Origin of the sequence: Streptomyces humidus (genome assembly GCF_014649655.1) — a bacterium.
In the GTDB taxonomy this organism is placed as follows: domain Bacteria; phylum Actinomycetota; class Actinomycetes; order Streptomycetales; family Streptomycetaceae; genus Streptomyces; species Streptomyces humidus.
Genome location: NZ_BMTL01000039.1, coordinates 79,293 through 91,568, shown reverse-complemented (window position 1 = coordinate 91,568; position 12,276 = coordinate 79,293). Strand labels below are relative to the sequence as shown.

General features: G+C 72.6%; 10 protein-coding genes and 1 pseudogene. 8 read left to right on the top strand and 3 right to left on the bottom strand.

What is annotated here, in order from left to right:
- The 3 genes and pseudogenes from IE239_RS42615 to IE239_RS34680 form a co-directional block, all read left to right on the top strand.
- Positions 1–138, top strand: a pseudogene (locus IE239_RS42615) (RNA-guided endonuclease TnpB family protein); the annotation flags it as partial.
- An 82-nt stretch (positions 139–220) separates the two neighbouring features.
- A complete protein-coding gene (fmt, locus tag IE239_RS34685; RefSeq protein ID WP_190153438.1) occupies positions 221–1,153 on the top strand; it encodes a methionyl-tRNA formyltransferase in 933 nt (310 codons plus the stop codon).
- 332 nt (positions 1,154–1,485) lie between these two features.
- Positions 1,486–2,913, top strand: coding sequence for an RsmB/NOP family class I SAM-dependent RNA methyltransferase (locus tag IE239_RS34680; protein ID WP_190153437.1), 1,428 nt, complete (start codon positions 1,486–1,488; stop codon positions 2,911–2,913).
- 211 nt (positions 2,914–3,124) lie between these two features.
- Here the strand turns inward: IE239_RS34680 and argG are convergent, their stop codons facing one another.
- Positions 3,125–4,579 (bottom strand): argininosuccinate synthase, encoded by a 1,455-nt coding sequence (gene argG / locus IE239_RS34675; RefSeq protein WP_190153436.1) that lies wholly within the window; start codon positions 4,577–4,579, stop codon positions 3,125–3,127.
- Positions 4,580–4,606: 27 nt separating this feature from the next.
- Positions 4,607–6,757 carry an MMPL family transporter gene (locus IE239_RS34670; RefSeq protein ID WP_190153435.1) on the bottom strand — a complete coding sequence of 717 codons (2,151 nt, stop codon included), beginning with the start codon at positions 6,755–6,757 and terminating at the stop codon, positions 4,607–4,609.
- Positions 6,758–6,894: 137 nt separating this feature from the next.
- Between IE239_RS34670 and rpe the strand changes: the two genes are divergently transcribed.
- From rpe to IE239_RS34645, 5 genes are all read left to right on the top strand, one after another.
- The gene (gene rpe, locus IE239_RS34665; RefSeq protein WP_190153434.1) at positions 6,895–7,581 is read left to right on the top strand and encodes a ribulose-phosphate 3-epimerase; all 687 of its coding nucleotides are present in this window, start codon (positions 6,895–6,897) and stop codon (positions 7,579–7,581) included.
- 90 nt (positions 7,582–7,671) lie between these two features.
- Entirely contained in the window at positions 7,672–8,715 is a 1,044-nt protein-coding gene (locus tag IE239_RS34660) for a sugar-binding transcriptional regulator (protein WP_190153433.1), read from the top strand.
- A 122-nt stretch (positions 8,716–8,837) separates the two neighbouring features.
- The gene (locus IE239_RS34655) at positions 8,838–9,143 is read left to right on the top strand and encodes a barstar family protein (protein WP_190153432.1); all 306 of its coding nucleotides are present in this window, start codon (positions 8,838–8,840) and stop codon (positions 9,141–9,143) included.
- A 131-nt stretch (positions 9,144–9,274) separates the two neighbouring features.
- A complete protein-coding gene (locus tag IE239_RS34650) occupies positions 9,275–10,717 on the top strand; it encodes a GuaB1 family IMP dehydrogenase-related protein (protein ID WP_190153448.1) in 1,443 nt (480 codons plus the stop codon).
- 295 nt (positions 10,718–11,012) lie between these two features.
- Positions 11,013–11,465: an Lrp/AsnC family transcriptional regulator gene (locus tag IE239_RS34645; protein WP_109001610.1), complete on the top strand. Its 453-nt coding sequence runs from the start codon at positions 11,013–11,015 to the stop codon at positions 11,463–11,465.
- 31 nt (positions 11,466–11,496) lie between these two features.
- Here the strand turns inward: IE239_RS34645 and IE239_RS34640 are convergent, their stop codons facing one another.
- Positions 11,497–12,237, bottom strand: coding sequence for a GntR family transcriptional regulator (locus IE239_RS34640; protein WP_190153431.1), 741 nt, complete (start codon positions 12,235–12,237; stop codon positions 11,497–11,499).
- Between the last annotated feature and the right edge of the window lie 39 nt (positions 12,238–12,276).

The window sequence follows — 12,276 nt, the reverse complement described above, 5'->3', positions numbered from 1 at the left end:
CGGGACGTGAACGCGGCGAAGAACCTGCTGGCCGCCGGACGGGCGGTATCGGCCTGTGGAGCTGGTGTAAGACCTCAACGGAGAACTCCGGGCGGGCAGTCGGCGATGAAACAGGAAGTCTCACGGCGCGAGCCGTAAGAATCTCCTTCCTTCAGGGAGGGGAGCGTCAAAAACTTGTGTGCTGCCCGCCGTCCGTCCCTCCGAGAGGCACCGCCCACTCATGAAGCTCGTCTTCGCCGGCACCCCCGAGGTCGCCGTTCCCGCTCTGGACGCTCTGATCGCCTCCGGGCGGCACGAGGTGGTCGCCGTGGTCACCCGCCCGGACGCGCCGGCCGGCCGGGGGCGCAGGCTGGTCGCCTCTCCCGTCGCCCAGCGGGCCGAGGAGGCCGGCATCGAGGTGCTGAGGCCCGCCAGGCCCCGGGAGCCGGAGTTCCTGGAGCGGCTGAGGGAGATCGCGCCGGACTGCTGTCCCGTCGTCGCGTACGGGGCGCTGCTGCCGAGGGCGGCCCTCGACATCCCGGCGCACGGCTGGGTCAACCTGCACTTCTCCCTGCTGCCCGCCTGGCGGGGGGCCGCTCCCGTGCAGCACGCCATCATGGCGGGCGACGAGATCACCGGCGCGTCCACCTTCCTCATCGAGGAAGGGCTCGACTCGGGGCCGGTGTACGGGACGGTCACCGAGGAGATCCGGTCCACCGACACCAGCGGCGACCTGCTCACCCGGCTGGCGTTCGCCGGCAGCGGGCTGCTGGCCGCGACGATGGACGGGATCGAGGACGGCGCGCTGGAGGCCGTGCCGCAGCCGGGCGAGGGGATCACCCTCGCACCGAAGATCACCGTCGAGGACGCCCAGGTGGACTGGGCCACACCGGCCCTGCGCGTGGACCGCGTCGTACGCGGCTGCACCCCCGCCCCGGGGGCGTGGACCACGTTCCGCGGCGAGCGGCTCAAGCTCATCCAGGTCAAGCCCGTTCCGGAGCGGACCGAACTCCCGCCGGGCGCCCTCTCCGTCGGCAAGAACAGCGTCCACGTCGGCACGGGCTCGTACGCGGTCGAGCTGGTGTGGGTGCAGGCCCAGGGCAAGAAGCCGATGCGCGCCGCCGACTGGGCACGGGGCGTCCGGATCGCGGACGGCGAGACCGTCGGGGCGTGACGCTAGACCGCGGGCCCGCCTTGACCGGCCCACGGGTCGGGTGGACCTGCCGGCCGGGTGGGCCCAGCTGTCGTGCGGGCCCATCGTTCGGGTGGGCCCGTCTGGCGGGCGGGTTCCCGGCCGCGCGCCCGTCGGTCGTGCGGGCCCACCGAGTGTGTGCGCGTGGGTACATTGGTCACGCGGCCGCGCGTCCTCGGGCGGGTGCCGGGCTCCTGCGGTCCGGCCGGGCCGCCCTCGCGCCGCGCAAGCCCAGTCAGTCCCTCGAGCCGTCGGGCGTGCCGGTCGACGTACGCTGGACGCGTCTTCTCTCCTGCAATCCGGAGCACCTTTTCGTGAGCGAACAGCCCCAGCGTCCCCGTAAGTCGGGCAAGCCCTACCGTCGGCCCCAGAAGGACCCCGTCCGCCTCCTCGCCTTCGAGGCGCTGCGGGCGGTGGACGAACGGGACGCCTACGCCAACCTCGTGCTGCCGCCGCTGCTGCGCAAGGCCCGGGAGAAGGAGGGCCCCGACAAGTTCGACGGGCGGGACGCGGCCCTCGCCACCGAGCTGGTCTACGGCACGCTGCGCCGGCAGGGGACGTACGACGCCGTCATCTCTGCCTGCGTCGACCGGCCCCTGCGCGAGGTCGACCCGCCGGTTCTCGACGTCCTGAGCCTCGGCGCGCACCAGCTCCTGGGGACGCGCATCCCGACCCACGCCGCCGTGTCCGCCTCCGTCGACCTCGCCCGGGTGGTGCTCGGCGACGGGCGCGCCAAGTTCGTCAACGCCGTGCTGCGCAAGATCGCCCAGCACGATCTGGACGAGTGGATCGAAAAGGTCGCCCCGCCCTACGACGACGACCCCGAGGATCACCTCGCCGTCGTGCACTCGCACCCGCGCTGGGTCGTCTCCGCGCTCTGGGACTCGCTCGGCGGCGGCCGGGCCGGCATCGAGGACCTGCTGGAGGCCGACAACGAGCGGCCCGAGGTGACGCTGGTCGCCCGGCCGGGCCGGGCCACGACCGGGGAACTGCTCCGGGAGGAGGCCGCGGTCGCCGGGCGCTGGTCGCCGTACGCCGTCCGGCTGACCGAGGGCGGCGAGCCCGGCGCCATCGACGCCGTCCGGGACGGGCGGGCGGGCGTCCAGGACGAGGGCAGCCAGCTCGTGGCGCTCGCGCTGGCCGACGCGCCGCTCGACGGGCCGGACACGAAGTGGCTGGACGGTTGTGCGGGCCCCGGCGGCAAGGCCGCGCTGCTCGCCGCGCTCGCCGCCGAGCGCGGAGCCGTCCTGCTGGCCTCGGAGAAGCAGCCGCACCGGGCGGGCCTCGTCGCCAGGGCGCTGGCCGGGAATCCCGGGCCGTACCAGGTCATCGCCGCCGACGGGACGCGGCCGCCGTGGCGGCCGGGCTCCTTCGACCGAGTGCTGATGGACGTGCCGTGCACGGGGCTCGGCGCCCTGCGCCGGCGGCCCGAGGCGCGCTGGCGGCGTCGGCCGGAGGACCTCGACGGGTTCGGGCCGCTGCAGCGCGGACTGCTGCGGACCGCTCTCGAGTCCGTCCGGGTCGGAGGCGTCGTCGGGTACGCCACCTGCTCGCCGCACCTCGCCGAGACCAGGGCCGTCGTCTCCGACGTCCTCAAGCAGTACCCGCAGGCCGAGCTGATCGACGCGCGGCCGCTGCTGCCGGGCGTGCCGGCGCTGGGGGACGGCCCCGACATCCAGCTGTGGCCGCATCTGCACGGCACCGACGCCATGTACCTGGCGTTGATCAAGAAGACCGGCTGAGCCCCGCGCTCGAGCCCGCGCGGGATCGCGGAGAAGGCCGGCCGCACGCTGTCCGCGTGTGGCCGGCCTTCTCCGTGCGTGTCACCGGCTTCATGCGGTTCCCACTGGTTCCGCGGGTTTCACCGGTTCCTCGGGCATGGCGCGGATGCACGGGAGCCCGGGGACCGGCGCGCCGGCCCCCGGGCTCCTACTGGCGTTCGCCCCGTAGGGGTCAGTCCGTGCCGAACTCCATCGCGGCGCGGTCCAGCAGCGCGTCGTCCTCGGAGACCTCGCCGCGCGAGGCGATGGCCTCGGCGCCGCCCTCGGGCATCTCCGGCATGGTGCCGATCAGGCCGGTCGCGGCCGCCTGGGCCGCGCCGATGGCGGGGCTGCCGGTGCCGATCAGACCGAGCCCGGCGTACTGCTCCAGCTTGGCGCGCGAGTCGGCGATGTCGAGGTTGCGCATGGTGAGCTGGCCGATCCGGTCCACCGGACCGAACGCGGAGTCCTCGGTGCGCTCCATGGACAGCTTGTCCGGGTGGTAGCTGAACGCGGGGCCGGTGGTGTCGAGGAGCGAGTAGTCCTCGCCGCGCCGCAGCCGCAGGGTGACCTCACCGGTCACGGCCGCGCCGACCCAGCGCTGCAGCGACTCCCGGATCATCAGCGCCTGCGGGTCCAGCCAGCGGCCCTCGTACATGAGGCGGCCCAGCCGCCGGCCCTCGTTGTGGTACTGGGCGACGGTGTCCTCGTTGTGGATCGCGTTGACCAGACGCTCGTAGGCGGCGTGCAGCAGGGCCATGCCGGGGGCCTCGTAGATGCCGCGGCTCTTGGCCTCGATGATCCGGTTCTCGATCTGGTCGGACATGCCCAGGCCGTGGCGGCCGCCGATGGCGTTGGCCTCCATGACCAGGTCGACGGGGGAGGCGAACTCCTTGCCGTCGATCGTCACCGGGCGGCCCTGGTCGAAGCCGATCGTCACGTCCTCGGCGGCGATCTCGACCGAGGGGTCCCAGAACCGTACGCCCATGATGGGCTCGACGGTCTCGATGCCGGTGTCCAGGTGCTCGAGGGTCTTGGCCTCGTGGGTGGCGCCCCAGATGTTGGCGTCGGTGGAGTACGCCTTCTCCGTGCTGTCCCGGTAGGGCAGCTCGTGGGCGACGAGCCACTCGGACATCTCCTTGCGCCCGCCGAGCTCGGTCACGAAGTCCGCGTCCAGCCAGGGCTTGTAGATGCGCAGGTGCGGGTTGGCCAGCAGACCGTAGCGGTAGAACCGCTCGATGTCGTTGCCCTTGAACGTCGAGCCGTCGCCCCAGATCTGGACGTCGTCCTCGAGCATCGCCCGGACCAGGAGGGTGCCGGTGACGGCACGGCCGAGAGGCGTGGTGTTGAAGTAGGCGCGCCCGCCCGAGCGGATGTGGAACGCCCCGCAGGTGAGCGCGGCCAGGCCCTCCTCGACCAGCGCCGCGCGGCAGTCGACCAGGCGCGCGATCTCGGCGCCGTACGTCTTCGCGCGGCCGGGCACCGAGGCGATGTCGGGCTCGTCGTACTGGCCGATGTCGGCGGTGTAGGTGCACGGGACGGCGCCCTTGTCGCGCATCCACGCGACCGCGACCGAGGTGTCGAGCCCGCCGGAGAAGGCGATGCCGACGCGCTCGCCGGCGGGAAGGGAGGTGAGGACCTTGGACATAGGAAGATTATGCATGAACTCGCATGGTCATGCAAAGGGCTCGTTCGTCCCCACCGGCGGCGGAGGCCGTCGCGGTCCGTTCCGGCCGTCCTCCCGGGAGAGCCGGTGCGGCCACCACACCCGCGGCCCGATGTCCAGGAACAGCGAGGTGACCAGGATCGAGCGCACGATGAAGGTGTCCAGGAGGACGCCGAGGGCCACCGCGAAGCCGATCTCCGCGAAGGCGACCATGGGGAGCGTGCCGAGGGCCGCGAAGGTGCCGGCCAGGACCAGACCCGCCGAGGTGATCACCGCGCCGGTCGCCGCCAGGCCCGTCACCACGCCCTGCCGGGTGCCCTGGTGGGCGGCCTCCTCGCGGATCCGGGTGGTCAGGAAGATGTTGTAGTCGATGCCCAGGGCCACCAGGAAGACGAAGACGAACAGCGGGAAGTCCGTCGACTCGCCCGCGTAGTCGAACAGGTGGCGGAACGCCAGCGCGCTGAGGCCCAGGGCCGCTGTGAAGGACAGGATCACGGTTCCCACCAGCAGCAGCGGGGCGATCAGGGCGCGCAGCAGCGCGCAGAGGATGAGCAGGACCACGCCCAGGACCAGCGGGATGATCAGCCGGTTGTCGTGGGTGGTCGCCCTGTCCATGTCGAGCAGGGCCGCAGTGCCGCCGCCCACCTGGGCGTGGGCGTCGGGCACCTCGTGCACCGCGTCCCGGACCCGCTCCACGGTCCGCTTCGCGGCCTCGCTGTCGGCCGGGGCGGTCATCGTGGCCTCGAACAGGACCTTGCCGTCGTGGACGGGTCTCGTGCCCGGTGGCAGACCGAGGGACGTCGGCACGACGCCCTCTGCCCCCGCGACCACGCGTTTCACCTGCCGGGACCGGGCCGCGTCGCTGATGACGACCAGCGGGTCGCCGCTGCCCGCCGGGAAGTACCTCCTCGACACCTCCTGGCCCGTGATCGAGTCGGGCTTGCCGGTGAAGGCGTCCGCGTTGGAGATGCCCTCGGCGCGCAGCTGGAGCAGGCCGAGCGAGCAGACCACCAGAGCCAGCGCGGTCACGGCCCACACCGGCCGGGGGCGGAGGGCGATGCCGCGTCCCGTGCGGGCCCAGACGCCGCGCTCGGTCGGGTCGGCGGAACCGAAGCGCGGGATCACCGGCCAGAAGATCCAGCGACCGCAGATCACCAGCAGGGCGGGGAAGAGGGTCATCATCGCGAGCAGCGCCACCGCCACCCCGATGGCCGCGACCGGACCCAGGCCACGGGTGGAGTTCATCTCGGCGGCCAGCAGCACCAGCATGCTCAGGACGACTGTGGCGCCGGAGGCGAGCACCGCGGGACCGGCGCGGTGCAGCGCCAGGGCCATCGCCTCGTGCCGGTCCCCGTGGCGGCGCAGCTCCTCCCGGTACCGGGCCACCAGCAGCAGGGCGTAGTCCGTGCCCGCGCCGAACACCAGTACCGTCAGGATGCCGGCACTCTGGCCGTTCACCGTCAGACCGGCGTGCTGAGCCAGGAAATAGATCAGCGCCTGCGCGGTGAACAGGGCGGCGACCACGGCGAGCACCGGGACGATCAGCAGGGTGGGACTGCGGTAGGTGATCAGGAGCATGACGACGACGACCCCCATCGCCGCCAGCAGCAGGGTCGAGTCGATGCCCTCGAACGTCTTGGAGAAGTCCGCGGAGGTGCCGCCGGGCCCGGTGATGTGCACGGCCAGCCCGGCGCCGCCGTCGCCGACGACGTGCCGCATCGAGTCGACGGCCGGGGCGATGCGCTGCCAGCCCTTGGCGTCCATGGTGATCGGCACCAGGATCTGGGCGGCGCGGGGGGCGTTCGGACGGTCGTAGACGGGGCCGCGGGTCTCGGCGCCCAGGATGCCGTGGGCGGTGAGCCTGCGGAGCCCGGCGGCGTCCTCGGCGATCTGCGCCCGGTCCTTCGCCGTCAGGCCGCTGTCACGTGCGTAGACGACGACCGCGGGGATCTGCTCGGGCCGGAACCCCTGTGACAGCTCCAGGACCTGGGTGGACTCCGCCGACCCCGGCAGCCACGAGGCCGCGTCGTTGTCCTGGGCGTCGGAGAGCTTCGAGGCGAAGGGCGCCGTCAGCGCCAGCGCCACCACCCACAACGCCAGCACCAGCCACTTGGCCCGCCGCCCGCACACGAGGTGCGCGATCCCGCGGTTCCCGGTCATGTCCACCCCCGCGCCCGTGCTGAGTGAGGGGAGCGGGGAACCGCACGACCGGCCACGGCGGGCCCGCGCCGGACGGACGACCGCGGCCGTCGCGTACCGATGCCGTCATCCCCCGCGGGGCATGGCAGGCTTGGGTCATGGCCGTGCAGATCAACCCCAGCATCCTGTCCGCCGACTTCGCCCGTCTCGCGGACGAGGCGAAGGCGGTCGAAGGAGCCGACTGGCTCCACGTCGACGTCATGGACAACCATTTCGTCCCGAACCTCACGCTCGGTGTGCCGGTCGTAGAGTCACTGGCCAGCGCGACGGACACGCCGCTGGACTGCCATCTGATGATCGAGGCCCCCGATCGCTGGGCCCCGCAGTACGTAGAGGCGGGCGCCTCGTCCGTCACCTTTCACGTCGAGGCGGCCGCCGCGCCCGTGCGGCTCGCCCGCGAGATCCGGGCGAAGGGCGCCCGGGCCTCCATGGCGCTCAGGCCCGCCACGCCGATCGAGCCGTACGAGGACCTGCTGCCCGAACTCGACATGCTGCTGATCATGACGGTCGAGCCGGGCTTCGGCGGACAGGCCTTTCTCGACATCATGCTCCCCAAGATCCGCCGCACCCGCGAGTTGATCAGCAAGCACGGGCTCGACCTGTGGCTGCAGATCGACGGCGGGGTCTCGGCCGCCACGATCGAGCGGTGCGCCGAGGCAGGCGCGGACGTGTTCGTGGCAGGCTCGGCCGTGTACGGGGCCGACGACCCGGCCGAGGCGGTCCGTGGCCTGCGGGCTCAGGCGGAGGCGGCGACCGCCGGCGCCACCTGGGGTTGTGGACACTGAACCGACCACTTGCCGACAGGAATATGAACGGCTCCCATCAGAGCTGATCAACTGCGCCGGATCTGCGAGGATGAACGGCGTATCCAGAGTGTGAACAGCAGTGAGGAGAACGCCGTGTCGGGTATGTCGGCGGGCCGGTCAGCCATGCGGATGGGACCCGCTGAGCTGGTGCAGGCGGCGGCCATGGCCCGCCGCTTCTACCTCGAGGGCAAGTCCAAGATCCAGATCGCGGAGGAGTTCGGCGTCAGCCGCTTCAAGGTGGCCCGGGTCCTGGAGACCGCCCTCGAACGGGATCTCGTACGGATCGAGATCCGTGTGCCGGCCGAACTGGACGCCGAGCGCTCCGACGCGCTCCGCGCCCGGTACGGCCTCAGGCACGCCGTCGTGGTCGAGTCCCCGGCCGAGGCCGAGGAGACCACGGACCCCGAGAACCTGGGGGAAGTAGCCGCCGACCTGCTCGGCGAACTGGTGGACGAGGGGGATGTGCTGGGACTGGCCTGGGGCCGGTCCACGATTCACATGGCGGCGGCGCTGGACCGGCTGCCGCCGTGCACGGTCGTGCAGCTGACGGGCGTGTACGACGCCGGGACCGCCGAGCGCGGCTCCGTCGAGGCGGTGCGCCGCGCCGCCCAGGTGTCCGGCGGCGACGCGCACCCCATCTACGCGCCGATGCTGCTGCCGGACGCGGCCACCGCGATAGCGCTGCGCCATCAGACCGGGATCGCCCGGGCCTTCGAGTACTTCGACAAGGTCACGGTCGCCTGTGTCTCCATCGGCTCCTGGGAGCCGGGCATCTCGACGGTGTACGACATGCTCAGCGACGAGGAGCGGGGCCACTACGCCTCGCTCGGGGTCGCCGCCGAGATGTCCGCCCACCTCTTCGACGCCGAGGGCCGCAGGGTCGGACGCGACCTCGGCGAGCGGTGCATCACGGTCAAGGCCGACCAGCTGCGCCGGATCCCCGAGGTCGTCGCGATCGCGGGCGGTCAGCGCAAGGCGGCCGCGATCGACGCGGTGCTGCGGTCCGGGCTCGTCACCAGCCTGGTGACGGACACGTCCGCGGCCGACTACCTGATGACGGCCGGGCCCACGCCCAAACCCGCCCTCAACCGGTCGGACCCTGACGGGATCTGACGGGATCCGCGATCCGGCGGGATCCGGCGGGACGGGATCCGGCGGATGATCAGAGAGAGGGGGGTGGTCTTCCGGACCGCCCCCCTCTGCCGTGACCACGACTCGCTCAGGACGGTGCCTGGATGACGGAGCACGTGCTCGAACTGGACCTCGACGGCGTCACGGACAAGGCGGCCCTGATGGACCGCTGCGCCCGCCACCTCGAACTGCCCGACTGGTTCCCCCGCAACTGGGACGCCCTCGCCGACAGTCTCACCGGCCTTCCCGACGGCCCCGAGTCAGGACCGGTGCTCGTGGTCGTCCGGAACTGGCGGCAGTACGCCAAGTCCCGGCCGGAGGAGTGGGAGATCGCCCAGGAGGTGTTCTCCTCGGCGGTGGACCTGGCGCCCGCGCTGTCCGTGGTGCTCGCTCTCGGAGGATCCTCCTGACAGCCCCGTGAGCTGCTTGGACGTTCCGTCCGGGCCTCGCATCCCGGCCCTCGTGGGAGAATGAAGTACGTGCTTCTCCCCCCGGCTGACCTGTCCGGGGGTCACTTCTGATCGACTGGGATGTGCAGCACGTGCGTTTCCTCAACGACATCCGGCCCGCCTACGACCTCACCTACGACGACGTCTTCATGGTGCCGAGCCGCAGTGCGGTCGGGTCGCGTCAGGCCGTTGACCTCGGCGCCCCGGACGGCACGGGCACCACGATTCCGCTGGTCGTCGCCAACATGACCGCCGTCGCCGGTCGCCGGATGGCCGAGACCATGGCCCGCCGCGGCGGGCTCGTGGTGATCCCGCAGGACATTCCGATCGACGTCGTCACCGACGTCGTCGGCTGGGTCAAGAGCCGCCATCTGGTGCTGGACACCCCTATCGTGCTCGCCCCGCACCAGACGGTGGCCGACGCCCTGGCCCTGCTGCCCAAGCGCGCGCACAACGCCGGCGTCGTCGTCGACGAGGACTTCCGTCCGGTCGGCGTCGTCACCGACGCGGACCTCAGCGGTGTCGACCGGTTCACGCAGCTCGAGGTCGTCATGTCCCGTGACCTGCTGCTGCTCGACGCCGGGATCGACCCGCGCGAGGCCTTCAACACCCTCGACGCGGCCAACCGGCGCTACGCTCCCGCGGTCGACGCCGAGGGCAGGCTCGCCGGCATCCTGACCCGCAAGGGCGCCCTGCGCGCCACGCTGTACACCCCGGCCGTGGACGCGCAGGGCAAGCTGCGCATCGCCGCCGCCGTCGGCATCAACGGCGACGTGGCGGGCAAGGCCGAGCAGCTCCTCGACGCGGGCGTGGACACGCTCGTCATCGACACCGCGCACGGTCACCAGGAGTCGATGATCGGCGCGGTGCGCACCGTGCGCGCCCTCGGCCCGCGGGTGCCGGTGGTGGCCGGCAACATCGTCTCGGCGCAGGGCGTCAGGGACCTGATCGACGCGGGCGCCGACATCGTCAAGGTCGGCGTCGGCCCCGGCGCCATGTGCACCACCCGCATGATGACCGGCGTGGGCAGGCCGCAGTTCTCGGCCGTTCTGGAGTGCGCGGCCGAGGCCAGGAAGCACGGCAGGCACGTGTGGGCCGACGGCGGTGTCCGCCACCCCCGTGACGTCGCCATGGCGCTCGCCGCGGGCGCGTCCAACGTGATGGTCGGGTCCTGGTTCGCGGGCACCTACGAGTCCCCGGGCGACCTCCAGCACGACGCGAACGGCCGCCCGTACAAGGAGTCGTTCGGCATGGCCTCCGCGCGGGCCGTCCGCAACCGCACCTCCGAGGAGTCCTCCTACGACCGCGCCCGCAAGGCGCTGTTCGAGGAGGGCATCTCCACCTCCCGCATGTTCCTCGACCCGGCCCGCCCGGGCGTCGAGGACCTGGTCGACTCGATCGTCGCGGGTGTGCGTTCGTCCTGCACGTACGCGGGCGCGGCCTCCCTGGAGGAGTTCGCCGAGAAGGCCGTCGTGGGCGTCCAGAGCGCGGCCGGCTACGCGGAGGGCAAGCCGCTGCACGCCAGCTGGAGCTGAGCCGCCCGCCCGCCGCACGGCCCCCGGGACGACAGGGGGCGGTGCGGGCCCGCGCTCCACGTGCTCGTCCCGGCCGTGGCCGCCGGCGCCCGGCCGTGGCAGCGGTTCGGGGCTCCGAGGCCGCGCTCGCCCGGACCGTGCGCGAGGTGAAGAGCGGCCCGCCGCAGCCTGGCCGCCGTCACCTGGGCGGTCTTCGGCGTCCGGGCGGCGGTCGGGCTCGTGTTCTACTTCCTCTACGGCCACCGCCGCACCCGACTCGTGTCACCCGCACCATCTGAGAAGTGATCGACCCACTGTGCTGAACGATCTCGACGAACGCATCGTGCACGCCCTCGCCGAGGACGCCCGCCGCTCCTACGCGGACATCGGGCACCTGGTCGGCCTCTCCGCGCCCGCCGTGAAACGGCGTGTGGACCGGCTGCGGGCCACCGGAGCCATCACCGGCTTCACCGTACGGGTCGATCCGGCGGCCCTCGGCTGGGAGACCGAGGGGTTCGTCGAGATCTACTGCCGGCGCAACACCTCCCCGGAGACCATCCAGCGTGGCCTGGAGCGCTACCAGGAGGTCGTGGCGGCGTCCACCGTCACCGGCGAGGCGGACGCCGTCGCCCAGGTCTTCGCCGCCGACATGCGCCACTTCGAACGTGTCCTGGAACGGATCGCGGGGGAGCCCTTCGTGGAGCGCACGAAGTCGGTGCTGGTGCTCTCCCCGCTCCTGCGCCGCTTCTCCTCGGGCTCGCCGGCCTGACCGCGGCCGCCGGCCCGAGCCGGTCGGCGTCCTACTCGGCCGTCTTGCGGGCCAGCGCGTTGTTCCCGATGGAGTTGTGCACGCTGAAGCTGACCGCGTCGGAGCGGTAACGGTCGTCCGACCACTCCACCGGGCGGCCCTCGCGGGTCGTGGTGACCCGGCGGACGCGCAGCAGGGGGCTCGTACGGCGCACGCCGAGCAGCTCGGCGTCCTGGGCGCCCGCGGCCACCGCGTCGATGACGTGCTCGCCATAGGCGAAGACGAGGCCGGTGTCGTCGAGGAGCCGCTGGGTCACCGAGGGGCAGTCCGGCTCGATCGACTCGACGGCCGGGGAGATCCAGTCCGCGTACACGGTGCGCTCCAGGAGCACCGGCTCACCGTCCAGGCCGCGCAACCGCAGCACGTGCAGCACGGGTGTCCCGTCCCGGAGCTGGAGGCGCACGGCGTCTTCCGCGCCGGCCGGGCGGTAGTCCTGGTGGACGACCCGGCCGGTCGCCCGGCGGCCCATCGCGCGCGCCCACTGGGCGAAGCTGCGCAGCTCGGCGAAGCTCTGGCTGCGGTGGCTGGCCAGGACCACGCGGCGGGCGCCCTGGCGGGAGCCGATCAGTCCCTCGGCGGTCAGCGCCGCGACGGCCTGGCGGACCGTGCCGCGCGAGACCCCGTACCGGGCGGCGAGGTCGGTCTCGGCGGGCAGCCGCGCGCCGACCGCGTACTCCTCGCGGTCGATCGCCCGGCGCAGCTCGTCGGCGATCTCCTCGTGTCGCGCGGTCATGATTCCCCTCTGCCTCGACTGCTGTGCACAGCCTGACCA